The sequence below is a fragment of the Halopseudomonas oceani genome, assembly GCF_963677335.1.
Taxonomy (GTDB): domain Bacteria; phylum Pseudomonadota; class Gammaproteobacteria; order Pseudomonadales; family Pseudomonadaceae; genus Halopseudomonas; species Halopseudomonas oceani.
Genome location: NZ_OY781932.1, coordinates 3,671,465 through 3,695,919, shown reverse-complemented (window position 1 = coordinate 3,695,919; position 24,455 = coordinate 3,671,465). Strand labels below are relative to the sequence as shown.

Genomic DNA, 24,455 nt, shown 5'->3' with positions numbered 1-24,455 from the left:
TTTATAGTGCAGGTCGTACTAGGAGGGTTCTTTGGATGAAATATGTGAAGGGTTTCACTTTGATCGAGCTAATGATCGCGCTGGTGGTTGCGGGCGTGATTCTCGGTCTGGCCGTGCCAAGCATGAGAACCATGATGGCCAACAGCTCGCTCAGGTCGACCACTGCTGACCTGGCTTCAGCACTAGGAGCCGCAAGAATGCAAGCGCTCAGCATGCGTACGGATGTTGCCGTTGTTCCCGCGGCCGGCGGCTGGGATGACGGCTGGACAATCGATTACCCCGCTTCATCCAGTGAGCAGGACAAAACCTATACGCCTGAGGGTGGCGTTACGGTCAGTCGCGAGGACGCGCCCGGTGGGCTGACCTTCGTGGCCCAAGGTGGCGTGACCGGTGGCGGTGCGGAGTTTTCCGTTTGCTCAGCGGAGGCAAGCCCTGTCCGTGGTTATACCCTCCAATTGTCCTTTCTGGGCAAGGTTACACAGTCTGACAAAGGGGATTGTCCATGAGTTTGCTCCAGACCGATCGGCGACGTCAGGCGGGTGTTGGGTTGTTGGAAGTGTTGATTGCGTTGTTGATTATTGCAATTGGTGCTCTTGGCTACGCGGGGTTGCAGTTGACTGCTCTGCGTAATTCTGGCGATGCCGCCGACCGGGCCCATGCTGCCATGATCGCTCAGGACGCAATTGAGCGGATTAAGTCAAATCCGGCGATGAGTGATTACTACGCTGATCCGGATAACTGGCCGGCGTCGGCAAATGGCTCGGCTGGCAGCCCTGAGGACTGGAAGGTCTGCCGCGATGCTGTGTGCACTGCCGAGGAAATGGCTGACTGGGATATCAAACAGCTGGTTTGGGCCGCTTCTACCAGTTTGCTTGGCGGTAGAGTGATGGCCACTGACTGTGACTTCGGGTCTTTGGGCTGTGTTGTGGTCAGCTGGGACGAGCAGGCCCCTGCCTTGTGCTTGAGTGAGGATGGCATAAACACGGCAGACGACAGCCAGTGCCTGGTTATGGAGATTCAGCGATGATGGATAGAGAGCGAGGATTTGGCCTGATAGAGCTGATGGTGGCACTGGTACTGGGGCTCTTGGCCAGCGGTGTGGCCTTGCAGTTGCTACTGGTCAATAACCAGACTTTCTCGTTGCAGCGTACCTCCGCTACGTTGGAGCAGGATGGTCAGATGCTGTTGCGCTATATGATGGCCGATATTCGTCAGGCTGGTCGTGGTACGGCTACTGACGGAACCATCGACCCTGTTGTGTTTGATACAACACAGACCGCGTTTGCTCAGGATGGTGTCAACGGTGGCAATGATCAGTTGGTGATCAACTATTTTGGCCTGAGGGACTGCCAGGGTGGTGGTAACGGGACTGAACAGGAAATCATCAATCGCTATTTCGTCGACAATCAGGGCGTTCTGTCGTGTTCAGGCAATCTAAGCGGTGGGGTCGCCGAGCTGATGGAGGGGGTGGAAAGCTTTCAGGTGCAGTATGGTATTGACACCGAGCTCAATGGTCAGGCGGGGGTTACCCGTTATGTCAACGCTGGAGCACAGGGCGCCAGTCCGGTTGTGACTATACGTTTCGATATCCTGCTGCGGAGTGAGGGTGAGGTGCAAACCCCCGCTGTTGCGACTGCTTATTATCTTGGGGATCAGTTGGTTAACGTCGCAGCTGATCGACGCCTGCGCAAGGTGTTCAGATCCACTGTAATGATCCGTAACTTCGACTGGGATGGTGTTTGATGAAGCGTTCAATGATGCAAGCGCCTGCACAGCAGGGGATCGCTCTGGTCGTTGCTCTGGTCGTGTTGTTGATGGTCTCGGTTCTGGGTTTGTCAGCGATGCGTGCGAGTGTGTTTTCTGCGAAGGTCGCCACCGGCGTACAGTCCGATGTGATGACGTTTGAAGCAGCAGAGACCGCGATTGTGAGCACCTACGAAGAGCTGTCTGGGCTGAGCAATGAGCAGTTATATGCAGCGGTGGACGGTCAGGCTTCTCAGTTTTGTATAACGGAGAATGGTGCCGTTGACGGTGCCTGTGGCAGTACTAACTTCATGGATGTAAGGGGGCTATTGCAGGCTGAATCCCTCAGCTATTTGGATGGCTTCAGCCCAATCAGCGGATCCCAGGTCAGCTCCAGTGGTGGCGCTGGCGTATTTGTGGATTACCGGATCAATATTCTTGGTGAAAGCGAAATGCCGAACTACAGCATTGAGAACCATCACCTGCAGGAAACGCTCAAGCGTGGCATCAAGCCCGGCGCTGAGATCAATTAGGGAGAGCGTGCACATGATCAATCTGAAAACAGTATTGCGCACCCGATTGCTGGCCTGTTGCCTTGGTCTGGTAATCCCGGTATTCGCTAATGCGGACGACACTGAGATTTATTTCGCCCGAGCAAATGCGGCGAATGAACAGAATACGCCGAAAGCCAACGTGCTGATTATGCTGGACACGTCTGGCTCGATGCGTAATTGCCGCGCTGGTTCGGGAAGCAGCTGGTGTACTGATATAGAAAATCGACGTATCACGCTGTTGCACGAAGCGATGAAGCAGATTATCGCTGACGCGCCAAACACCGTGGAAATTGGCTTCGGTCGTTTGCGTGGTAGTTCCGGTGGGCAAATCCTATTGCCGGTAATGCCGGTTAACGATTTGACCAGACCTTACTTCCTAAATGCGCTGAATTCGATTAACGGCGGCCAGAATAGCGCTTATCCCAGTCGTAACGCGCAGCCATCAGGCAGTACGCCCACAGCGCTTGCTTTTGACGATATGGCAGACTACATGCTGGGTCGCAGAAACAGGACAGGCGTTTCCTACTCCAACTCTGGCAAGGTGTGTGTAAGTAATGCGCCAGATGAGGAGGTCTGTAGAGACGTTGTCCAAACAGATATCGTTCAGGTTGACTCTTGTGACACCTCCGATCCGGCCTGCAACGCCAGTTATGTTTGGAATACGGTGCCTTCCTGTAACCTCAATGAGTCGACCTGTCGACTGACCAGCTATCGTAGAGTCGACTGGTGCGATACTGATTTACCAAACTGTTATCGAGAGCGTTATTGGTGGTCTTGGCGTTATTACGAAGCGGATTATCAGCAGCGGAGTACCATTTATGAGCTAACCGTCCAAACCACGGTGCAGGTATGTGAAACGGTTGAGGGTGGCTGCGACGAGGAGCGAGCCGTGGTTAACGGTAGTAACTTTGTATCACCCGTTAACACTGCTAATCAGTGCGAGTCGAACCACATTATTCTGTTTACCGACGGTAGCCCCTCTGGCGATGACCCTGAGGATGTTGGACTCGTCCATTGTGGCAGGAACTCTTATGAGTGTCAGGTGCGAATTGCATCTGAGCTGAACTCAAACGGCAACAGCCTGAATACGCCCATCAAGACCCATAATATTGGTTTGTATATGGGGGACAGTACGCTGGCCAATATGAAAACCGTGTCAGCTGCCGGCGGCGGTGAGACCTACGACTCTGACAGCGCAGAAACCCTGCTAGAAGCCTTCCAGGAAACTCTGGACCTGATCGACGAAGACGCGCGCTCCATCTCGGCGCCGGGCGTGGCTGTGAACGCCATGAACCGCTTCCAGCATCTGGATCAGCTGTACTATTCCGTGTTCCAGCCGTTCGAAAGCAGCTACTGGAATGGCAATCTTAAACGCTATCAAGTGGTGGACGGCGAAATCCATGGTCAGAACGGCTACGCGGTTGATCCGGCAACCGGGTATTTTCGTACCGGCTCCCAGAGCATGTGGAGCTCAATGATCGACGGCCCGGATGTTACCAAGGGCGGTGCCCGTGAGCAGGTGGGTACCCGTAATCTGTTTTACACCACTGCGGCTGGTGGCGCGCTGCAGAAGCTCAATTGGGCAAGTTCCAGCGTGCCCAGCAATGCTCAACTTGGCCTCGGGGGCTCTGCTACCTCAGCCCAACGCACTGCGCTGCTGAACGAGCTCGAGAGTATGTGGGGGGATCCGCTGCACAGCGTGCCTGTCATGGTCAACTACGGTGAGGATGCCGAAAACAACTATGTTTTCGTTTCCACCAATGGCGGCATGCTACACGCAATCAAGACCGAAGATGGTTCGGAAGCTTTCGCCTTCATGCCTAACGAAATTCTGCAGAAGGCGAATCTCTATACCACCAGCCGGCCTGCTTTGAGGGTAGACAATACCCGCCAGACCTATGGACTGGACGGCAGCTGGGTCGCCTGGCGTAAAGGGGGCAACAATTCGCTGTCCGCGCCTGAAGCCGTTTACCTCTATGGCGGTATGCGTCGCGGGGGGCGTAGTTATTACGCGCTGAACGTTACGGATCCGACAGCTCCTTCGATGTTGTGGCAGGTGAACAATGGCTCCACTGGCATGTCCGGCTTGGGCCAGACATGGTCAACGCCTACCCTGACCAGCGTACCTGACGGCTCTGGCAGCAAGGTGCCGATCCTGGTTGTTGGGGGAGGGTATAGTCCGACCGACCATGACGATTCTGCCTCCCTGTCGGCGGCTGACCAGATGGGCAATATGGTCTACTTCCTGAATGCGGAAACCGGTGAGGTGCTTTGGTCGGCAGGTGGGCGCAATGAGGCTACGGAAAACGTTGCCAATATGAAGTGGGCCGTGCCCAGCAGTATTGCTGTTGTTGACATCGACTTTGACGGTGTGGCGGACCACATGTACTTCGGCGATCTAGCCGGCCAGGTGTTCCGTATCACCATCAAGGATAATGGTGAGCACGTGGTTGATCGCATAGCTAACCTGGGGGGCAGTGGTAGTGCGCGTCGTCGCTTCTATGAGGCACCGGCGGTTGGCCTGGTCAAAGCCAGTACAGGCAATGAACTGTATGTGGTCATAGGCTCCGGGTATCGGGCGCACCCATTGGATGAAACTGTCACTGATGGGGTGTTTGTTATTCGAGATCGCACGGCGCTTCGTGGGTCCGGCTCGCAAACGCTGGCTACCACTGTCAATATGACTAATGTCACTTCCGGTGGTCAGCCGCTTTCAACCAGTCGCGGCTGGTACTACACATTTGGTGAGACGGGGGAGAAGGCGCTGGCTTCGCCGGTAATCTTCAACGGTCGGATTTTGTTTACGACCTATGCGCCAACGGTGGATCAGGAGTATGACAATCCGTGCGCAGTCCGTTATGGTCGCGCCTACCTGCATACGGTTAACCTGGTAACGGCACTTCCGGCTGCGTTGTCGGATGATTTGCCAGCACCTGCCAGTCGCAGTCAGGCGCTTGAGCAGTCAACTCCGGCACCAACGCCGACGTTGCTGGTCGACGACGAAGGCCGAGTCATTACGATCGTGGGTACCGAGGTCGTTGGGGAGGGCTCATTGGGAGACCCCCGTTTGCGTAAGCGCCGTTGGATGCAGCTGCCTCCGGACGAGGCAAATGTAATTCGGCAGACGCAGGTGAGCTCAGATTCTGAAGGTGAGGGAGAAAGCCAAGGTGAAACTGATGGTCAGTAGATCGAAGGGGTTTACCCTGATCGAAGTGATGATAGTGGTGGCCATTATTGGTCTGCTGGCAGCGATCGCCTATCCCGCGTACACCTCGTACGTTGAGCGTGGGCTGCAGCGCGAGGCGCAAGGGCAGATTATGGAGCTGGCAACCGCTCTTGAAGGATACCGGACGAAGAACTTCACCTACACAGGAGCCACGGTTGCGGCGCTTGCGCCGGAGTTGAACGCCAATGTTAACTACGGCGTGCAGCTGAATGTTGCTGCGACTGGACTTACTTATCGGATAGTTGCGACGCCGAGAGGGCGAATGGCTGGTTCGGATACCCTAACTTGGGCTAGCGATGGGACCGCATCCTGGGAGTAGGCGGCTGGTGGCGCTGCTGGCGCGCCTAGCGGCGCTCCAGCAGGACCCCTGACTCCATGTGATGGGTATAGGGGAATTGATCGAACAGGGCGCACCGCACTACGCGGTGCGTTTTTGTAAGTTCCTGCAGGTTTTCTGCCAGCGTTTCCGGGTTGCAGGAAATGTACAGAATGCGGCGGTAGCCTTTGACCAGCTCCAGCGTGGCTGGGTCCAGACCTGCACGTGGCGGGTCAACAAACACGGTGCCGAACTCGAAGCCAGTCAGGTCGATGCCTTGCAGGCGTCGGAAGAGGCGTACGCCGGTCAGTGCCTGGGTGACCTCTTCGCTGGCGAGTCGAACCAGCGTTACGTTTTCCACGCCATTGATCCGCAGGTTTTCCTGCGCCGCCCGCACTGAGCTTTTCGCCAGCTCGGTGGCAAGGACGCGGCGGAAGCGGGTGGACAGCGGCAGGGTGAAGTTGCCGTTACCGCAGTACAACTCCAGCAGGTCGTCATTATTTTCACCAGCAGCATCCAGGGCCCAGCCCAGCATATGCTGATTTACTTCGCCGTTCGGCTGGGTGAAGCCGCCTTCGATTTGCTGGTAGTGCCACTGGCGGCCCGCAACTTGGAGGGTTTCCACCACATGATCCGTCTGCAGCACGCGCTTCTGGCCGCGGCTGCGGCCAATTAGCTGAACACCCAGTTGCTCGGCCAGCGCCTTGGCCGGTGCGTCCCAGCTGTCATCGAGCGGGCGGTGGTAGCACAGGGTGATCAGTGCCTGGCCGGACAGCGTGGTCAGAAACTCGACCTGAAACAGCTTGCGACCCAGGATCGGATCGGCCTTGCAGGCCTCCAGCAGTGGCATCATTAATGCGTTGATCTGACGGCTGGCAATTGGCAGCTGTTCGATCAGGATCGGGCTGCGCTTGTCGCCCTGTTCGAACATGGCGTAGTAGGGGGTGCCAGCTTCGTACCAGAGGCGAAACTCAGCACGCAGGCGAAAGTGCTCGCGGGCCGACTCGAACAGCTCGGGGGGCGGAGCATCAAACGGCGCGAGCAATGCTTGCAGGCGCTCACGCTTTTCGTTCAGCTGCGTATCGTATTGTGCGGGATGGAATGCGGTACTCATCAGCTGAACAGCGCCAGTTTGATAACGAACAGCCCGGCCAGAATGTATAAGCTGGGATTGAGCTCACGCCAGCGCCCCGCCAGCAGTTTGATCACAGTCCAACTGATAAAGCCGAGGGCGATGCCATTGGCAATCGAGAAAGTCAGCGGCATCGCCAGTGCGGTAACGACCACGGGTGCTGCTTCGGTCAGGTCGTCCCAGTTGATCTGTACCAGGCCGTGGGTCATGAGTACGGCGACGAACAGCAATGCAGGTGCGGTCGCGTAGCCGGGCACGGCGGTGGCCAGCGGCGAGAAGAACATGCTGAGCAGAAACAGCAGTGCGACTACGCATGCGGTCAGGCCGGTGCGGCCGCCAGCGCTGATACCGGCAGTAGATTCGATGTAGCTGGTGGTGGTGGAGGTGCCAAGCGCTGCGCCAGCCATGGTGGCGGTGCTATCCGCCATCAGAGCGCGACCGAGGCGTGGCATCTTGCCGTCTGCTTCGACCAGATTGGCTTTTTGGGCGACGCCGATCAGGGTGCCAGACGTGTCGAACAGATCTACGAATAGGAATGCGAAGACGACACTCAGCAGGCCAACTTCAAGGGCTCCCTTGATATCCAGCTCCAGGAATGTGGGCTGCAGGCTGGGCGGGCTTGAAATCAGGCCGTCGAGGTGGCTGAGGCCGAGCGCGAAGCTGGCGGCGGTAACCAGTAGAATGCCGATCATGACGGCACCGGTGATCTTGCGGTAGGAGAGGGCAACGATAATCGCGAAGCCGGCGGCCGCGAGCAGTGGTTCAGGCTTGCTCAGGTTGCCCATGGTCACGAGAGTGACGGGGTGATCGACCACCAAACCAGCACTTTTCAGTGCGATCAGTGCAAGGAACAATCCGATGCCGGCCGCGATTGCGGAGCGGAGTGGCAGGGGGATGCTGTCGATGATCCATTCGCGAATCCGGAACAGGCTGAGCAGGAAGAACAGGAAACCGGACAGGAATACCGCGCCAAGCGCGACCTGCCAGGTGTACCCCATGGATCCGACCACCGTGTAGCTGAAAAACGCATTCAGGCCCATGCCGGGGGCCAGCGCAATCGGGTAGTTGGCCCAGAGCCCCATGACCAGGGAGCCGATGGCTGCAGCCAGGCAGGTCGCCACAAAGGCAGCACCGGGGTCAATGCCGGCGTCGGCCATCATCATCGGATTGACGAAGATGATGTAAGCCATGGTCAGGAAGGTAGTGACGCCGGCAAGTACTTCGGTGCGTACGTTGCTACCGTGTTCGCGCAGTTTGAACAGTTTTTCCAGCATGTGGGCGGCTTTCCGGGCAGGGGGGGCAGAAAGCGACGCATTGTAGCGGATTCGCAGCACTGGGTGAATTTTTGCCGACAGTGTGTCAGGCTTGTCGGCCAATTTTTCATCCGGAGGCTCGCCATGAGCAACATTATCGATACCGACGAGAAGCGCGTCAGCTACGGCATTGGCCGTCAGATGGGCGAGCAGCTGCTGGCCAGCAACATCCCTGACCTGGCGCTGGAGCTGGTGGCTGCAGGCCTGAAAGATGCTTTCCAGCAGCAGGCTAGCCAGGTGCCTGAAGCGGAGCTGCAGGCTGCGTTCCAGGTGCTGCAGGGCAAGATGCAGGCGGCTGCCGAAGCGGCGGCTGCAGAGGCCGCACAGGCCGGCGTTGATTTTCTGGCTGAGAATGCCAAGCGCGAGGGCGTCATCACCCTGGAGTCGGGTCTGCAGTACGAAGTCGTTACGGCTGGTACAGGCGCAACGCCGGAAGCGGGTTCCACCGTTCGTACGCACTACGAAGGCACTCTGATCTCTGGTGAGGTTTTCGACAGCTCCTACAAGCGCGGCCAGCCGGCCGAGTTCCCGGTGGGTGGCGTTATTGCTGGCTGGACTGAAGCGCTGCAACTGATGCAGGAAGGCGCCAAGTGGCGTCTGTACATCCCGTCCGAGCTGGCCTACGGGGCTCGTGGCGCGGGTAACAGCATTCCGCCGCACAGTGCCCTGGTTTTCGATATCGAGCTGATCAAGGTTCTTTGATAGGTCTGGACGCGGTTCCGCGTCCAACCCGTCGCCGGGCGTGCGCCTAACCCCGGTCCCTGCGTAGGGTCACGGCATGCCGTCACCGTGCGGCCTGAGGGGTATCCATCGGCGGGTGTTGTGTCGTGCAATCTTGACCCCGGGCACGGCATGCCGTGCCCCTACGGGTGTGCGCTTGGCTCCGATCCTTGTGTAGGGTCACGGCACGGCGCGACCGGGCCAACCCGCAGGGTTTCAGGTGTGGCGCCCTCTGCACGGCGAGGGCCTGCAATCGCTTAGAAGCTGCGTTTTACTGCAAAGCGCGCCAGCTGCTCCAGTGACTCGCGATAAGCCGACGGCGGCAGGGCTGCCAGCAGTGCGACGGCACGGTCGGCGTGCTCGTTTGCCAGGCGCGCAGTGTAATCCAGCGCGCCGCTGTCGGTGACGGCCGCGCGGATAGGCGCGATATCGTCCGTGCCGCCCTTTTGGATGGCGCTTCGTACCAGTGCGTCCTGTTCGGCGGTGCCATTGCGCATGGTGTAGATCAAGGGCAGCGTGGGTTTGCCTTCAGCCAGATCGTCGCCAACGTTTTTGCCCATCTCGGCAGCGTCGCCGCTGTAGTCCAGTAGGTCGTCCATCAGTTGGAATGCGATACCAAGGGCGTCTCCATACTGGCGTAGTGCTTCGGTCTGTTCGCTGCTGGCCTTGCTGAGAATGGCGGCGCTGTGGCACGCGGCTTCGAATAGCATGGCGGTTTTGCTGCGAATAACTTCCATGTAGGTGGCTTCGTCGGTATTGGCGTCGCGCACCTTGGACAGCTGCAGCACCTCGCCTTCGGCAATCACGTTGGTGGCGTTGGCAAGGATGCGCATGACGTCCAGTTCGCCGAGGGCAACCATCATCTCGAAGGCGCGGGAATAGAGGAAGTCGCCTACCAGTACGCTCGGCGCATTGCCCCAGAGGGCGTTGGCGGTAGAGCGTCCGCGGCGCATGTCGGAGGTGTCCACCACGTCGTCATGCAGCAGGGTAGCAGTGTGCAGGAATTCAATGATGGCAGCCAGCTTGTGCTGGTCCGGGCTATCGGCATTGCAGGCTCTGGCGCTGAGCAGCACCACCAGCGGGCGCAGGCGTTTGCCGCCGGCGCTGATGATGTAATGGCCGATCTTTTCCACGAGGGGTACCCGGGAGTGCAGTTGGTCCAGGATCAGCTGGTTGACCGCAGCAAAGTCTCCGGCGACCGGCTCGTAGAAAGGCAACGTGCTCATTGATTGCAGAATTCCAGAAAAGGTTCCGCGGCATGCTAGGTTGCGGGCCTCGGACTGTCAAGGAACGCGGGTTTGACGCACATTGCGGTGCTTGCTTATTGTCGGGCGGTTGAGTAAAATCCGCGCCCTGAGATAAGGCATCCCTGTTTTGACAATGGCAAGGTCGATTTCGATAGGCGAAGTCACTTGCAGCCATGCCAGCCAATAACCATTCCTCTAAAGCGCTGGGTGAGCAGGATTACGGAGAAAGCAACATGTACGCAGTCATTGTTACCGGCGGCAAGCAATACAAGGTCGCTGAAGGCGAGTTCCTGAAAGTAGAGAAACTGGACGTTGAAACCGGCGCCAGCATTGAGTTTGACAAGGTGCTGCTGGTTGCAGACGGCGACGACGTCAAGATCGGTGCTCCGGTGGTTGAAGGTGCCAAGGTGACTGCAGAAGTCAGCGCGCACGGTCGTGGTGATAAAGTTCGCATCATCAAGTTCCGTCGCCGCAAGCACCACATGAAACGTCAGGGCCACCGTCAGTGGTACACCGAAATCAAGATCACCGGCATCTCTGCCTAAGCTGATTCAGGAGAGTAAAGACTCATGGCACACAAAAAAGCAGGCGGTTCCACACGTAACGGCCGCGATTCAGAATCCAAACGACTTGGTGTGAAAATGTACGGTGGTCAGGCCATCGTTCCGGGCAACATCATCGTTCGCCAGCGCGGCACCGAGTTCCATCCCGGCAAGAACGTTGGCATGGGCAAGGATCACACTCTGTTCGCCAAGGTTGAAGGTGTGGTCAAGTTTGAAGTCAAAGGTAAATTCGGTCGTCGTTACGTTAGTGTCGTAACTGCCTGATAAGCCCCAGCTTCTGAAAAGCCCTGTCTTGCGACGGGGCTTTTTTGTTTGTAGCGTATCTTTTCCAATAGCCCGTCCCGCCTGGGAAGGGGAGATAAATGAAATTTGTTGATGAGGTAGCCATTACGGTCAAGGCCGGTGATGGTGGTAATGGCTGTATGAGCTTCCGTCGCGAGAAGTTCATTCCCAAGGGTGGTCCGGATGGTGGTGACGGCGGTGACGGCGGCTCCATCTATCTTGAGGCTGATCCCAATCTGAACACGCTGGTTGACTACCGCTATACGCGTCGCTTCAATGCGCAGCGTGGCGAGAATGGTCGTGGCAGTGACTGTACTGGTGCCAAGGGTGAGGATATGGTGCTTCCGGTGCCGGTCGGCACTACGATCATCGATGCCGGCACCCAAGAGATCATTGGCGATCTGACCGAGGCTGGTCAGCGTCTGCTGGTGGCCCAGGGTGGTTTTCACGGTCTGGGCAACACCCGTTTCAAGTCCAGTGTGAACCGGGCGCCGCGCCAGACCACGCAGGGTTCGCTGGGCGAGCTGCGTGACCTGAAACTGGAGCTGAAGGTGCTCGCCGATGTGGGGCTGCTGGGCTTGCCGAATGCGGGTAAGAGTACCTTTATCCGCTCAGTCTCTGCGGCCAAGCCGAAGGTGGCTGATTATCCGTTCACTACCATGGTGCCGAACCTGGGAGTAGTTGATGTCGGGCAGTTACGCAGCTTTGTGATTGCGGATATCCCGGGCGTTATTGCCGGTGCTGCTGACGGTGCTGGTCTTGGTACGCGCTTCCTCAAGCACCTGTCGCGCACCCGCCTGTTGCTGCACCTGGTTGACATGGCGCCGCTGGATCAGTCCGATCCGGTGGAAGCGGTTGAAACCATCATCCATGAGCTGGGCAAGTTCAGTCCTTCGCTGACGCTGCGTGAGCGCTGGCTGGTGTTGAACAAGTGCGACCAGCTGCTGGAGGATGAGCAGCAAGCGATTCTGGATGATGTGGTCGAGCGTCTGGAGTGGGAAGGTCCGGTGTATGTCATTTCCGCCTCTGAGCGCATGGGTACCGCGGAGCTTGCCAAGGATGTGATGAACTGGCTGGATGAGCGTGAGCATCGCCTGGTTGAGGATGAAGAGTACGCCGAAGAGATGGCCGAGCTGGATCAGCGTATCGAGGACGAGGCGCGCGCGCATATTCAGGCGCTGGATGACCGTCGTGCGCTGCGCAAGCAGGGTATTTCGGCGGATGATCTGGATGATGACGACGACGAGGATGATGAGGACGGTCCGGAGATCTTCTACGTCCACTGATTGCTCTGCGTTGGCAGGTGATGAACTCCGCGGTGGCCGCCGCTGCCGCCGCGGTTTGTCTTTAGCATTTTGTTGATGGGATCAGCATGCGTGAAAAGGTAACCGGGGCCCGTCGCTGGGTGGTCAAGATTGGCAGTGCGCTGCTGACTGGCGACGGACGTGGTCTCGATCAGGCGGCGATGGCGGTATGGGTAGAGCAGTTGGCGGCATTGCGTGCTTCTGGTGCTCAGGTGGTGCTGGTGTCGTCCGGTGCGGTCGCGGCGGGTATGAGTCGGCTGGGTTGGCGCGAGCGGCCAAAGACGACGCATGATCTGCAGGCAGCGGCAGCCATTGGTCAGATGGGGCTGGTGCAGGCGTGGGAATCGAGCTTCCAGCGTCATGGTTTGTCTACTGCCCAGATTCTGCTTACCCATGACGACCTCTCTGATCGCAAGCGTTACCTCAATGCACGCAGCACCTTGCGCGCGCTGCTGGACCTGGGTGTTATTCCGGTTATCAATGAAAACGATACGGTGATCACGGATGAGATCCGCTTTGGTGATAACGACACGCTGGGTGCGCTGGTAACCAATCTGGTCGAGGCTGATCTGCTGGTTATTCTGACGGATCGTGATGGCTTGTTTACTGCTGATCCGCGCAGCAATCCGGGCGCCGAGCTGGTTTCGTCGGCGATGGCTGACGACCCGGCGCTGGATGCGATGGCGGGTGGCAGCTCTGGGGCGCTCGGTCGGGGTGGTATGGCAACCAAGCTGCGAGCGGCACGCCTGGCGGCCCGTTCCGGCGCTGCAACCGTTATTGTGGGTGGTCGTCTGGATCGGGTGATTGACCGCCTGCATGCTGGTGAGTCGCTGGGTACGTTGCTGTTGTCGGAAAAGGGTATGCTGGTGGCGCGCAAGCAGTGGTTGGCGGGGCATCTGCAGACGCGTGGCCGCTTGCTGCTGGACGCGGGTGCGGTTCGGGCTTTACGTTCGGGTAGAACCAGTTTGTTGCCTGTCGGTGTGACCGCCGTTGAGGGTGGTTTTCGGCGTGGCGAGATGGTGGTCTGCGTGGGGCCTGACGGGCGAGAGGTTGCGCGCGGGCTTGCCAACTACGCGGCGCAGGATGCGTCACGCATTGCTGGTAAATCGACTGATGAGATTGCTGGTATTCTCGGCTATATCGACGACCCGGAGATGGTGCACAAGGATAATCTCGTTCTGGTGTGATCTGTGCGGCCACGGCATGCCGTGGCCCCGCAAGGGTCAGGTCGTGTTGGTGTTTGATATGGCGCGGCTTGATGCGTAACCCATGTGTCCGGCTAGTACCCGCCACCCCGTCATTTCCGCGCAGGCGGGAATCCAGTGATGCGTTGGAGTACGTATGGATCCTCGCCTGCGCGAGGATGACCGTGGTGGCGGGGGTGTTTGTTGGTCACTTGTAGGGACGCGACATGTTGCGTCCGCAATATTGCATATTTTCTGCAGGCACAAAAAAAACCGGCCAAGGCCGGTTTTTTTATTCAGCAAGAACAGCGAATCAGGCGGCTTCAGCCATTGCCTTGATGTGCGCGTTCAGGCGGCTCTTGTGGCGAGCAGCCTTGTTCTTGTTGATGATGCCTTTGTCAGCCATACGGTCAATGACCGGAACAGCAGCGGTGTAGGCTGCCTTGGCTTTGTCGAGGTCCTTGGCGTCGATCGCCTTGACTACGTTTTTGATGTAGGTACGGACCATGGAGCGCAGGCTTGCATTGTGGTTGCGGCGCTTCTCGGCCTGCTTGGCGCGTTTCTTGGCTTGAGGTGAGTTGGCCACCGTCTTGCTCCTCAGAAAATCTGGATGAATTAGGTACAAACAAGGCCGCGTACTATGCCGCCGGTCTTGCGGATTGTCAAGCATGTGTGAGCTTGCTTGAACGGCTCTGTTGACCGGTGGTCACAGTGGCCGAAGTGGCGGCATTTTACACACGTGCAGCCTGACAAGGGCAAGTGCTCGCCGCTATCATGGCGCTTTTATTTTGGTGCGATATTACATGTCTCAACCTGCTGTCCCTGAACCTGCTGCACCAAAGGCCCCAAGTCTGCTTAGATCCGGCTTGGTTGTCAGTGTCATGACGCTGTTGTCGCGGGTGCTGGGCATGGTGCGAGATATTGTTGTCGCTGCCTATTTCGGCTCGCAGTCTGAAGCAGATGCCTTCTTCATCGCCTTCAAGATTCCCAACTTTCTGCGTCGATTGTTTGCCGAAGGTGCCTTTGCCCAGGCCTTTGTGCCGGTGTTGTCGGAGTATCGCACCAAGTGCACGCTGGCGGAGGTCAGGCAGCTGGTTGATCGAGTGACCGGTACGCTTGGGCTGACGCTGGCCGGGATCACCGCGCTTGGCGTCGCCGGCGCGCCCGTCATCATCACCCTGTTTGCTCCGGGCTTTCATGGGGATGACGCCAAGCTGGCGCTGGCGACCGACATGCTGCGCATCACCTTTCCCTATCTGTTTCTGATTTCGTTGACAGCACTGTGCGGGTCGATCCTCAACAGCTATGGCCGTTTTGCAGTGCCAGCCTTCACGCCGGTGCTGCTGAACGTCTGCATGATCGGTGCGACCCTGTTCCTGACACCCTATTTCGCACAACCGATTATGGCGCTGGCCTGGGGCGTGTTTATCGCGGGTGTTGCCCAGCTGCTGTTTCAGTTGCCGTTTCTGGCGCAGATCAAGTTGCTGCCGGTGCCGCGGCCCAATCGCCGTGATCCTGGCGTAAAGCGCATCATGACGCTGATGGTGCCGGCGCTGTTCGGCGTGTCGGTCAGCCAGATCAACCTGTTGCTCGATACTGTGCTGGCGTCCTTTCTGCAGACCGGCAGCATTTCCTGGCTGTATTACGCCGATCGGCTGTCGGAGCTGCCGCTGGGTGCATTCGGTATTGCCATCGGTACGGTCATTCTGCCGGCGCTGTCGCGCCAGCATGCCGGTGAGGACCTCAAGGCATTCGGTCGCACACTGGACTGGGCGGTGCGCATGGTGCTGCTGGTGGGCGTGCCGGCTGCGCTGGCGCTGCTGTTGCTGGCCGAGCCGCTGATTGCCACGCTGTTTCACTATGGCGCGATGACCGGCGATGACGTCAGCCAGTCAGCCGCTGCACTGCGAGCTTACTCCGTTGGTGTGATGACCTTCATGCTGATCAAGGTGCTGGCCCCCGGCTACTTTGCCCGCCAGGACACCAAAACACCGGTGCGTATCGCCATTATCTGCATGGTCTCCAATATGGGGCTCAACCTGCTGCTGATCTGGCCGCTGCAGCACGTGGGGCTGGCCTTGGCTACCTCGCTGTCAGCCCTGCTCAATGCCGGGTTGCTGTGGTGGGGGTTGCGCCGTGACGGTGTCTATCATGCGCAGCCAGGGTGGCCGCGATTTGCGTTGCGCCTGCTTGCCGCGACTGTCGCGATGGCTGCGCTGCTGTTGTGGCTGGTGCCAGCAACAGCAGATTGGCTGGCTTGGGGCTGGCAGCGCAAGGCCTGGGAGATGGCATTGCTGGTGGTCGGGGGGATGGTGGTCTACCTTGGCGTACTGTTTGCGCTGGGGTTGCGTCTGCGCGATCTGCGCGGCGCACGGGGTTGAACGGCATGACGAGCAACCCCGCAAGCCTGTATACTGCGGCGTTTCGATTTACCCACCACTGACGAGCATTATGGAACTGGTCCGCGGTTTACATAACCTGCGGCCCCGGCACCGGGGCTGCGTCGCCACTATCGGCAACTTTGATGGTGTACATGTTGGACATCAGGCTATTCTTTCGCGCCTGCGAGCGCATTCAGAACGTCTAGGTCTGCCCGGCTGCGTGGTGATCTTTGAACCGCAACCCCGCGAGTTCTTCGCACCCGATGCTGCGCCGCCCAGGCTGACCCGCTTGCGCGAGAAGCTGACGCTGCTGCAACAGAACGGGGTGGACCGGGTATTGTGCCTGGCGTTCAATCGCAGGCTGCGCGAGCTCAGCGCCGAGCAGTTTGTGCAGCAGGTGTTGATTGATGGCCTGGGTGTGCGTCACCTCGAGGTGGGTGACGACTTCCGCTTTGGCTGTGATCGTTCCGGCGATTTTGCCTTCTTGCAACAAAGTGGTCGCGCTCATGGCTTTACGGTCGAGGCGGCCAACACGGTTGCAGAGAGCGGCGAGCGGATCAGTAGCAGCCGCCTGCGCCAGGTGCTGGCCGACGGCGATTTTATTCTTGCCTCGCTGTTGCTTGGTCGCCCGTTCAGCATCACCGGGCGGGTGGTTTATGGGCAACAGCTGGGACGCACCATCGGTGCGCCGACCGCCAATATTCAGCTCAAGCGGGTGAATCCGCCGCTGCATGGCGTGTACCGCGTCAGCGTTGAGCTGGACGGCGTGGTGCGCAAGGGCGTGGCCAATATCGGCAAGCGCCCCTCGGTCAGTGGGGATGGCAAGGCGCACCTGGAGGTGCATCTGTTTGATTTTTCCGGCGATCTGTATGGTCGCCGGCTGACCGTCGTTTTTCACCAGAAGTTGCGGGACGAAAAGCGTTTCGACTCGCTGGACGCATTGCAGGCGGCGATCAAGGCCGATTTTGCTGCCGCCAGGGCCCAGTGGGGTCTGTAAATTTTTCGAGAGCCTGATAGAAAATGACCGACTACAAAGCGACATTGAATCTGCCCGCCACGGATTTCCCGATGAAGGCCGGGCTGCCGAACCGCGAACCGCAGACGCTCAAGCGTCTGGACGGCCTGTACCAGCGGATTCGGGAAGTCAGCCAGGGGCGGCCGCAGTTTGTCCTGCACGATGGCCCCCCGTACGCCAACGGCGTTATTCATATCGGTCATGCGCTCAACAAGATCATCAAGGACATGATCGTCCGCTCCAAGACCCTGTCGGGTTTTGATGCCCCCTATGTGCCGGGTTGGGACTGCCACGGTCTGCCGATTGAGCACAAGGTGGAAACGACCCACGGCAAGCATCTGCCGGCCGATCAGGTCCGCGCGCTCTGCCGCGAGTACGCGGGCGAGCAGGTTGCGCTGCAGAAGGCCGACTTCATTCGCTTGGGCGTGCTGGGTGACTGGGACAATCCCTATCTGACCATGAACTATGCCAACGAGGCGGGCGAGATTCGCGCGCTGGGCCGTATGGTCGAACAGGGCGTGGTGTTCAAGGGCCTCAAACCGGTCAACTGGTGCTTTGACTGTGGCTCGGCGCTGGCCGAGGCCGAGGTCGAGTATCAGGACAAGAAGTCCGACGCCATTGATGTTGCCTTCCCGGTCGAGGATGCCGACAAGCTGGCGGCAGCCTTCGGTCTGGATACGCTGCCCAAGCCGGCAGCCATGGTTATCTGGACCACAACTCCCTGGACCATTCCCGCCAACCAGGCGCTGAATGCCCATCCGGAATTCAATTACGCGCTGGTTGATACCGGTGAGCGCCTGCTGGTGCTGGCCGAGGATCTGGTTGCCGACTGTCTGGCGCGTTATGGCCTGGAAGGCGAGGTGATCGCCACTACCACCGGTGCGACGCTGGAGTTGATCAACTTCCGTCACCCGCTGTATGACCGTCTGTCGCCGGTTTACCTGGCTGACTATGTCGAGCTTGATGCCGGCACCGGTATCGTTCACTCCGCTCCGGCCTATGGTGAAGAGGACTTCCGTACCTGCAAGCAGTACGGCATGCACAACGATGACATTCTCAGCCCGGTGCAGAGCAACGGTGTCTACGTTCAGGACCTGCCGTTCTTCGGCGGCCAGTTTATCTGGAAGGCCAACCCGGCCATCGTTGCCAAGCTGGAGGAGGTGGGCGCGCTGCTCAAGCATCAGAGCATTCAGCACAGTTACATGCATTGCTGGCGCCACAAGACGCCGCTGATCTACCGCGCTACCGCCCAGTGGTTTGTCGGCATGGACGTGCCAGTCGCCGGTGGCGAGACTTTGCGCAAGCGCTCGCTCAAGGCCATTGAAGAGACTGACTTTGTCCCCGCTTGGGGCAAGCAGCGCCTGCACAACATGATCGCCGGTCGCCCGGACTGGTGTATCTCCCGTCAGCGTAACTGGGGCGTACCGATTCCGTTCTTCCTGCATCGCGAGTCGGGCGAACTGCATCCGCGCACCGTTGCGCTTATCGAGCAGGTTGCCCAGCGCGTAGAGCAGCAGGGTATCGATGCCTGGTTCAACCTGGATGCGGCCGAACTGCTGGGCGACGAAGCCGCCCAGTATGAAAAGATCAGCGATACCCTGGACGTCTGGTTCGACTCCGGCACCACCCACTGGCACGTGATGCGCGGCTCGCACCCGATGGGCCACGATCAGGGGCCACGCGCTGATCTGTACTTGGAAGGCTCTGACCAGCACCGCGGCTGGTTCCACTCGTCGCTGCTGACCGGTTGTGCGATCGACGGTCATGCACCTTATCGTGGCCTGCTGACCCATGGTTTCACGGTCGACGAGAAAGGCCGCAAGATGTCCAAGTCGCTGGGTAACACCATCGCGCCGCAGAAGGTCAACGATACCCTGGGTGCCGACATTCTGCGTCTGTGGGTGTCTTCGACCGATTACACCGCCGAGATTGCCGTCTCCGATCAGATCCTGCAGCGCAGCGCCGATGCCTATCGCCGTATCCGCAATACCGCGCGCTTCCTGCTGTCCAACCTAAGCGGCTTCGACCCGGCGACCGACGCGCTGCCGGCTGAGCAGATGCTGGATCTGGACCGTTGGGCAGTTGACCGTGCTCTGCTGCTGCAGCAGGAGATCGTCGAGGCCTACGAGACCTATCGCTTCTGGAACGTTTATCAGAAGGTACATAACTTCTGCGTGCAGGAGCTGGGTGGCTTCTATCTCGATATCATCAAGGACCGCCAGTACACCACACAGGCCAATAGCGTGGCGCGTCGTTCCTGCCAGACTGCGCTGTATCACATTGCCGAGGCGCTGGTACGCTGGGTTGCTCCGATCCTGTGCTTCACTGCTGAAGAGCTGTGGCAGTACCTACCGGGTGAGCGCAGTGACTCGGTCATGCTCAACACCTGGTACGAAGGGCTTGAGGCGCTTCCGGAAGGGCAGGCCCTGGGCCGTGAGTTCTGGGCTCAGGTAATGGGTGTGAAAGAAGCGGTCAACAAGGAAATGGAAAATCTGCGCAATGCCAAGGTGCTGCGCGGTAACTTGGAAGCCGAAGTTACCCTCTACGCCGACGACAGCTTGCGCGCTGCGCTGGCCCAGCTGGGCGACGAGCTACGCTTCGTGCTGATCACGTCGCAGGCCACTTTGGCACCGCTGGCCGAGGCGGGCGAGCAGGCGGTAGAGACCGACGTGGCTGGGCTGAAGCTGCAGATCGTCAAGTCTGGCGCTGCCAAGTGCGCGCGCTGCTGGCACCTGCGCGCCGACGTCGGTAGCCACGCCGCTCACCCGGATATCTGTGGTCGCTGCGTCGAGAATATCGAAGGCGCCGGTGAGGTACGCAAGCATGCCTGATGTCCGCAAGGGCAGTTTGATCTGGCTGGTGCTGTCGGTACTGGTCATCGTGCTCGACCAGCTGACCAAATGGGTGGCTGTGTCGGAGCTGCAGCTGTATCAGCAGGTGCCGATCATCGATGACCTGTTCAGCTTTACGCTGGCCTACAACACCGGTGCTGCATTCAGCTTTCTGGCTGACGCCAGTGGCTGGCAGCGCTGGCTGTTTGCCGTCATCGCAGTCGTTGTGAGCGTAGTGCTGTGTGTCTGGCTTGCGCGGCTGGATCGCAGCAAAAAGCTAGAAGCCATCGCGTTGGCACTGATTTTGGGTGGCGCCATCGGTAATCTGTATGACCGGGTGATTCACGGCAAGGTCACTGACTTCATTCTGGTGCACTGGCAGCAGAGCTGGTTCTTTCCGGCCTTCAATATTGCCGACAGCGCCATTACCGTTGGTGCGGCATTGCTGCTGTTCGACATGTTTTTCGGCAGGAAGCCGGAGCAAAATTGACCGTTGGTCCGCTTAAGCGGGCCCGGCTTTCCAGGCGAGATTCCCATGACAGAAACGCGTATTGGTCACGAGTCCGAAGTAACCCTGCACTTTACCCTCAAGCTGCCTAATGGCGACGTGGTCGACACCACAACCGACAAGCAGCCAGCGACATTCAAGGTCGGCGACGGTAGCCTGCTGCCTGGTTTCGAACAGGTGCTGTTCGGTCTCAAGGCCGGCGACTGCCGCAGTTTCGACATCGAGCCCGAGCGCGGCTTCGGGCCGGGCAACGAGCAGAACATCCAGGCCATTGCCCGCGATCAGTTTGACGAAATAGAGCTGGAGCCGGGTCTGCTGGTGATCTTTGCCGACGCCGCCGGCGGTGAGTTGCCCGGCGTGGTCAAGCAGGTGCATGATTCGGTAGTCGAGGTTGACTTCAATCATCCGCTGGCCGGCAAGGTCATCACCTTTGACGTCGAGATCGTCGACGTTCGCTGATCGCGCTACCGGTCAGTCCATTCTTTTGATACTCCAGCGAGGCTTTTCATGCAGATCAAACTGGCCAACCCCCGCGGCTTTTGCGCTGGCGTCGATCGAGCCATCGAGATCGTCAATCGCGCGCTGGAAGTGTTCGGTCCACCAATCTACGTGCGGCACGAGGTCGTCCATAACAAGTTTGTGGTCGAGGATCTGCGCAATCGCGGCGCGGTGTTTGTTGAAGAGATCGATCAGGTACCGGATGATGTGATCGTCATTTTCAGCGCCCATGGTGTATCCCAGGTGGTGCGCCAGGAGGCAGCGGATCGCGGCCTCAAAGTGTTCGATGCCACCTGTCCTCTGGTGACCAAGGTGCATATGGAAGTGAGCCGCTACAGCCGTGACGGACGCGAATGCATCCTCATCGGTCACGCTGGTCACCCTGAAGTTGAAGGCACCATGGGGCAGTACGACGCCAGCAACGGCGGCGCAATCTATCTGGTTGAGGATGAGGCAGATGTCGCGCGACTGGACGTCAAGGACCCGGAGCGTCTGGCCTTCGTAACCCAAACCACCTTGTCGATGGACGATACAGCGCGGGTGATTGACGCCCTTCGGGCGCGCTTCCCTGCGATTGACGGGCCGCGCAAGGATGACATCTGCTATGCCACTCAGAATCGTCAGGATGCGGTCAAGCAGTTGGCGAGTTCCTGTGATGTGGTGCTGGTGGTGGGTAGCCCAAACAGTTCCAACTCCAATCGTCTGCGTGAGCTTTCCGAGCGCATGGGTACGCCCGCCTATTTGATTGATGGTGCTGAAGAGATTCAGGCGAGCTGGCTTGAAGGTGTGCAAAATGTCGGCGTCACCGCTGGTGCATCAGCGCCTGATGTGTTGGTACGTCAGGTCATCGCGCACTTGCATGCACAGGGGGCTACGGGGGCTGAAGAGCTGGCCGGCAAGGAAGAGAACATCGTTTTCAGTATGCCGAAAGAGCTGCGGGTGGTACAGCTATAGGGGCGCGGCATGCCGCGCCCGCAGGCGTTGCACTGTCGTTGACTGAACGCTTACTGGCTGCTCGGCCACAGCCCCCTGATACCGGCAATGCCCTGTGCGCCAGCGTGGTGGGCGGTATTCAGCTCGGCCAGCGTCAGCCCACCCATCAGGTAGGTTGGTAGGCGGCAGCGCCTTAGCATGGCATGGGCGCTTTCCCAGCCGAGGGGTAGGGCGTCGGGATGAGTCTTCGTGGGTAAAACCGGCGACAGCGTTACAAAATCCACCTCCAGCATTTCCGCCATCTGCAGCTCTTCTGCATTGTGGCAGGAAGCCGCTAACCAGCGACCCTTTGGCAGCGGACGAACTGGTGTTGGCTGCTGGACAAGCTCGCGAAGCTGGGCGGCGGTCAGGTGCCAGCCAGTTTTGCTCTCGGTAGGGGGGCTTTCGCCTTTGAGCATGAAGGTCGCCTGCTCTCCCCAGCGTGCAAGCACCTGCTTGCTGAGTTCGTTGTACTGGTCAGCGTTGAGCTGGGTTTGACGCAGTTGAATTAGTTGAATGCCCGAGTCGATTGCACGTTCAATGCCACTGAATAGCTCGTGCTCGTTGCAGTCCGGGGTGATCAGATAGCGATCAGGCAGCTGTGCAGCCGTGACGATCGGCTGATTGGCAGCGGGAAAGCTGAATTGGGGCAGTTGGGATTCGCTCACCCACAGCACTGGCTGACCCTCGGCGCCGTGTGCCGAGCCCCTGAATGAGCTGACTTCCCATACATCCAGCTGAATATGCTTGTCGGGGTAGTCGTGATGCAGGTCGATCAGTGGGCGGGCGTCGTCAATTTCAATGCCCAGTTCTTCGCGCAGCTCACGCCGAAGCGCCTCATGACGTGATTCGCCCTTTTCAAGTTTGCCGCCGGGGAACTCCCATAGGCCGCCTTGATGCGCACTGTCCGGGCGCTTGGCAATTAGAATTCGGCGATCTGCGTCGCGAATGACTGCTGCCATGACGTGAATGCGGCGCATGCTCAGCGCTCCGGCAAGTCTTCGGAAAAGACGTCCTGCTCGTCGTCGGCGCGACCCTCGATGACGTGCTCCTCTGCCGCCCAGGCTCCAAGGTCGATCAATCGGCACCGGTGGCTGCAGAAAGGCCGCTCCGGGAAACTGTCGTCCCAGGTTACCGGCGCCTTGCAAGTGGGGCAGTTGACGGTGAGTGTCATGATTGTGTCTCCAGCAATTGAAGGTAACGCTGGTGAAGCGCGTCTACCTGCGCATGCAAGGCTGCCAGGTCGCTGCCGTTGGTCAGTACGTCGTGAGCGTGACGGAGGCGCTCCTCACGCTGTGCCTGAGCCTGCATGATGGCGCGTACCTGGGCTTCCGGCACGGCGTCGCGTTGTACCGTGCGACTCAGTTGCATGGTCTCGGGCACGTCGACGACGATTACGCGCTTGGTCAGTGCGTTCTGCCCCGATTCAACCAGCAACGGCGACACCAGTAGCGCGTATGGCGAGCTGGCGGACTTCAGATCGGTGATGATCTCGTCTCGAATCAGCGGATGGAGAAGTTGTTCCAGCCACTGGCGCTCCGCGGGCGCGGCAAAAACCTGTTCGCGCAGCGCTGCGCGGTTGAGGCTGCCGTCCTCCAGCAGAATGGCGTCACCGAAACGATCAACAATGTGTTGCAGAGCTGGCTTGCCGGGTTGAACTACGACGCGGGATTTTTCGTCAGCGTCGACGACGTGGATGCCGTGTGCGGTGGCAAAGCGATTAGCGGCAGCGGTTTTGCCGCTGCCGATACCGCCAGTCAGGCCAATGATCATCGGGTACTGCTCCTCGGGTTTGCTGCGCGGCCGGGTTAGAAGCTGAAGATGGGGATTGTCTCACCCCAGATCAGTGCTATCCAGCCGGCAATCGCCAGATAGGGCCCGAAGGGCAGAGGCGTGCTGTTGTCTGCTCCCCGTGTCTTGAGGATGATAATGCCGAGGATGGCGCCAACCAGTGAAGACAGCAGAATCGTCAGTGGCAAAATTTGCCAGCCGCCCCAGGCGCCCAGCATGGCGAGCAGCTTGAAGTCGCCATAGCCCATGCCTTCCTTGCCGGTAATCAGCTTGAATACCCAATAAACTGACCAGAGACTCAGATAACCTGCGATGGCTCCCCACAAAGCCGTATTGAGATCCGTGTAGAGCCCAAAGCTATTGGCAATCAGGCCGAGCCAGAGCAAGGGGAGTACCAGTGCATCCGGCAGTAGCTGGGTGTCGGCGTCGATCATGCTGAGGCTGATCAAGCCCCAGGTCAGCAGGATCATGCCACCTGCAGCCCAGTTGAAGCCGTACTGCCACGCAACCACCATTGAGAGGGCGGCGGTCAAGGCTTCCACCAGCGGGTAGCGGGCGCTGATCGGATGGCGGCACTGGCCGCAGCGGCCGCGGAGAATCAGGTAGCTGATGATTGGCAGGTTTTGCCAGGCCTTGATCTCGGTTTTGCAGTGCGGGCAGTGTGAGTGCGGCAACAGCAGATTATAGGTTTCCGCCGCAGGGTGTTCTGTGTCGGGTTCGAGTAGTTCGAGGGCCTGTTGACGCCATTCCCGCTCCATCATATGTGGCAGGCGGTGAATGACGACGTTGAGGAAGCTGCCGACAATCAGGCCCAGCAGGCCTGCGAGCAAAACAAAGGCCAGCGCATGGCTGGCCAGATAGTCAATGAGCGGCAT

Annotated in this window: 25 protein-coding genes; 17 read left to right on the top strand and 8 right to left on the bottom strand. The window is 59.0% G+C overall.

Features of this window, described 5'->3' with window-relative positions:
• Nucleotides 1–35: 35 nt before the first annotated feature.
• The 6 genes from ACKPCU_RS17260 to ACKPCU_RS17235 are packed head-to-tail and all read left to right on the top strand — an operon-like array spanning nt 36 to nt 5,842.
• Complete coding sequence (locus ACKPCU_RS17260) at nt 36–506, top strand: GspH/FimT family pseudopilin (protein ID WP_170063007.1); 471 nt, start codon at nt 36–38, stop codon at nt 504–506.
• Nucleotides 503–1,027, top strand: a complete 525-nt coding sequence (gene pilV, locus ACKPCU_RS17255; protein ID WP_104737419.1) for a type IV pilus modification protein PilV — start codon at nt 503–505, stop codon at nt 1,025–1,027. Before ACKPCU_RS17260 ends, pilV begins: the two co-directional genes overlap by 4 nt.
• The gene (locus ACKPCU_RS17250; RefSeq protein ID WP_104737418.1) at nt 1,024–1,743 is read left to right on the top strand and encodes a PilW family protein; all 720 of its coding nucleotides are present in this window, start codon (nt 1,024–1,026) and stop codon (nt 1,741–1,743) included. Before pilV ends, ACKPCU_RS17250 begins: the two co-directional genes overlap by 4 nt.
• Nucleotides 1,743–2,276, top strand: coding sequence for a PilX N-terminal domain-containing pilus assembly protein (locus ACKPCU_RS17245; RefSeq protein ID WP_104737417.1), 534 nt, complete (start codon nt 1,743–1,745; stop codon nt 2,274–2,276). The genes ACKPCU_RS17250 and ACKPCU_RS17245 overlap by 1 nt, the downstream gene beginning before the upstream one ends.
• Nucleotides 2,277–2,289: 13 nt before the next feature.
• Nucleotides 2,290–5,484 (top strand): PilC/PilY family type IV pilus protein, encoded by a 3,195-nt coding sequence (locus ACKPCU_RS17240; RefSeq protein WP_321348612.1) that lies wholly within the window; start codon nt 2,290–2,292, stop codon nt 5,482–5,484.
• On the top strand, nt 5,474–5,842 hold the full coding sequence (locus ACKPCU_RS17235) for a type IV pilin protein (protein ID WP_321351874.1): 369 nt from the start codon (nt 5,474–5,476) through the stop codon (nt 5,840–5,842). The genes ACKPCU_RS17240 and ACKPCU_RS17235 overlap by 11 nt, the downstream gene beginning before the upstream one ends.
• A gap of 25 nt (nt 5,843–5,867) precedes the next feature.
• On the opposite strand, the gene trmA is transcribed toward ACKPCU_RS17235, so the two are convergent.
• Together trmA and ACKPCU_RS17225 are read right to left on the bottom strand one after the other, a co-directional pair.
• Entirely contained in the window at nt 5,868–6,953 is a 1,086-nt protein-coding gene (trmA, locus tag ACKPCU_RS17230) for a tRNA (uridine(54)-C5)-methyltransferase TrmA (RefSeq protein ID WP_321348611.1), read from the bottom strand.
• A complete protein-coding gene (locus tag ACKPCU_RS17225) occupies nt 6,953–8,245 on the bottom strand; it encodes an NCS2 family permease (RefSeq protein ID WP_104737413.1) in 1,293 nt (430 codons plus the stop codon). The genes trmA and ACKPCU_RS17225 overlap by 1 nt, the downstream gene beginning before the upstream one ends.
• 123 nt (nt 8,246–8,368) lie before the next feature.
• On the opposite strand from ACKPCU_RS17225, the gene ACKPCU_RS17220 reads away from it, so the two are divergent.
• Nucleotides 8,369–8,986 carry an FKBP-type peptidyl-prolyl cis-trans isomerase gene (locus ACKPCU_RS17220; protein WP_321348609.1) on the top strand — a complete coding sequence of 206 codons (618 nt, stop codon included), beginning with the start codon at nt 8,369–8,371 and terminating at the stop codon, nt 8,984–8,986.
• Nucleotides 8,987–9,261: 275 nt separating this feature from the next.
• On the opposite strand, the gene ispB is transcribed toward ACKPCU_RS17220, so the two are convergent.
• Nucleotides 9,262–10,230 carry an octaprenyl diphosphate synthase gene (gene ispB, locus ACKPCU_RS17215; RefSeq protein ID WP_321348607.1) on the bottom strand — a complete coding sequence of 323 codons (969 nt, stop codon included), beginning with the start codon at nt 10,228–10,230 and terminating at the stop codon, nt 9,262–9,264.
• 254 nt (nt 10,231–10,484) lie between these two features.
• Here ispB and rplU point away from each other — a divergent pair, with 254 nt between their 5' ends.
• From rplU to proB, 4 genes are all read left to right on the top strand, one after another.
• Nucleotides 10,485–10,796, top strand: coding sequence for a 50S ribosomal protein L21 (gene rplU, locus ACKPCU_RS17210; RefSeq protein ID WP_104737410.1), 312 nt, complete (start codon nt 10,485–10,487; stop codon nt 10,794–10,796).
• Between the two features lie 24 nt (nt 10,797–10,820).
• On the top strand, nt 10,821–11,078 hold the full coding sequence (gene rpmA, locus ACKPCU_RS17205) for a 50S ribosomal protein L27 (RefSeq protein WP_088274866.1): 258 nt from the start codon (nt 10,821–10,823) through the stop codon (nt 11,076–11,078).
• A gap of 98 nt (nt 11,079–11,176) precedes the next feature.
• Nucleotides 11,177–12,382 carry an Obg family GTPase CgtA gene (gene cgtA, locus ACKPCU_RS17200; RefSeq protein WP_321348603.1) on the top strand — a complete coding sequence of 402 codons (1,206 nt, stop codon included), beginning with the start codon at nt 11,177–11,179 and terminating at the stop codon, nt 12,380–12,382.
• Nucleotides 12,383–12,468: 86 nt separating this feature from the next.
• Nucleotides 12,469–13,587, top strand: coding sequence for a glutamate 5-kinase (gene proB / locus ACKPCU_RS17195; protein WP_321348601.1), 1,119 nt, complete (start codon nt 12,469–12,471; stop codon nt 13,585–13,587).
• A gap of 310 nt (nt 13,588–13,897) precedes the next feature.
• Here proB and rpsT read toward each other — a convergent pair whose 3' ends face one another.
• Complete coding sequence (rpsT, locus tag ACKPCU_RS17190) at nt 13,898–14,170, bottom strand: 30S ribosomal protein S20 (protein WP_083725310.1); 273 nt, start codon at nt 14,168–14,170, stop codon at nt 13,898–13,900.
• 217 nt (nt 14,171–14,387) lie between these two features.
• Between rpsT and murJ the strand changes: the two genes are divergently transcribed.
• From murJ to ispH, 6 genes are all read left to right on the top strand, one after another.
• The gene (murJ, locus tag ACKPCU_RS17185) at nt 14,388–15,965 is read left to right on the top strand and encodes a murein biosynthesis integral membrane protein MurJ (protein WP_321348597.1); all 1,578 of its coding nucleotides are present in this window, start codon (nt 14,388–14,390) and stop codon (nt 15,963–15,965) included.
• A gap of 70 nt (nt 15,966–16,035) precedes the next feature.
• Nucleotides 16,036–16,962, top strand: a complete 927-nt coding sequence (ribF, locus tag ACKPCU_RS17180; protein ID WP_321348596.1) for a bifunctional riboflavin kinase/FAD synthetase — start codon at nt 16,036–16,038, stop codon at nt 16,960–16,962.
• Nucleotides 16,963–16,985: 23 nt separating this feature from the next.
• Nucleotides 16,986–19,811, top strand: a complete 2,826-nt coding sequence (gene ileS / locus ACKPCU_RS17175; protein ID WP_321348594.1) for an isoleucine--tRNA ligase — start codon at nt 16,986–16,988, stop codon at nt 19,809–19,811.
• Entirely contained in the window at nt 19,804–20,301 is a 498-nt protein-coding gene (gene lspA / locus ACKPCU_RS17170) for a signal peptidase II (protein WP_321348593.1), read from the top strand. Before ileS ends, lspA begins: the two co-directional genes overlap by 8 nt.
• A gap of 45 nt (nt 20,302–20,346) precedes the next feature.
• On the top strand, nt 20,347–20,778 hold the full coding sequence (fkpB, locus tag ACKPCU_RS17165) for an FKBP-type peptidyl-prolyl cis-trans isomerase (protein ID WP_321348591.1): 432 nt from the start codon (nt 20,347–20,349) through the stop codon (nt 20,776–20,778).
• Nucleotides 20,779–20,826: 48 nt separating this feature from the next.
• The gene (gene ispH / locus ACKPCU_RS17160) at nt 20,827–21,771 is read left to right on the top strand and encodes a 4-hydroxy-3-methylbut-2-enyl diphosphate reductase (protein ID WP_321348589.1); all 945 of its coding nucleotides are present in this window, start codon (nt 20,827–20,829) and stop codon (nt 21,769–21,771) included.
• Nucleotides 21,772–21,821: 50 nt separating this feature from the next.
• Here ispH and ACKPCU_RS17155 read toward each other — a convergent pair whose 3' ends face one another.
• The 4 genes from ACKPCU_RS17155 to ACKPCU_RS17140 are packed head-to-tail and all read right to left on the bottom strand — an operon-like array spanning nt 21,822 to nt 24,455.
• Nucleotides 21,822–22,769 carry a Nudix family hydrolase gene (locus ACKPCU_RS17155; RefSeq protein WP_321348587.1) on the bottom strand — a complete coding sequence of 316 codons (948 nt, stop codon included), beginning with the start codon at nt 22,767–22,769 and terminating at the stop codon, nt 21,822–21,824.
• Nucleotides 22,770–22,771: 2 nt separating this feature from the next.
• Nucleotides 22,772–22,963 carry a DNA gyrase inhibitor YacG gene (gene yacG, locus ACKPCU_RS17150; RefSeq protein WP_104737400.1) on the bottom strand — a complete coding sequence of 64 codons (192 nt, stop codon included), beginning with the start codon at nt 22,961–22,963 and terminating at the stop codon, nt 22,772–22,774.
• Nucleotides 22,960–23,562: a dephospho-CoA kinase gene (gene coaE, locus ACKPCU_RS17145; RefSeq protein WP_321348583.1), complete on the bottom strand. Its 603-nt coding sequence runs from the start codon at nt 23,560–23,562 to the stop codon at nt 22,960–22,962. Before coaE ends, yacG begins: the two co-directional genes overlap by 4 nt.
• A 35-nt stretch (nt 23,563–23,597) precedes the next feature.
• Complete coding sequence (locus ACKPCU_RS17140; protein ID WP_321348581.1) at nt 23,598–24,455, bottom strand: prepilin peptidase; 858 nt, start codon at nt 24,453–24,455, stop codon at nt 23,598–23,600.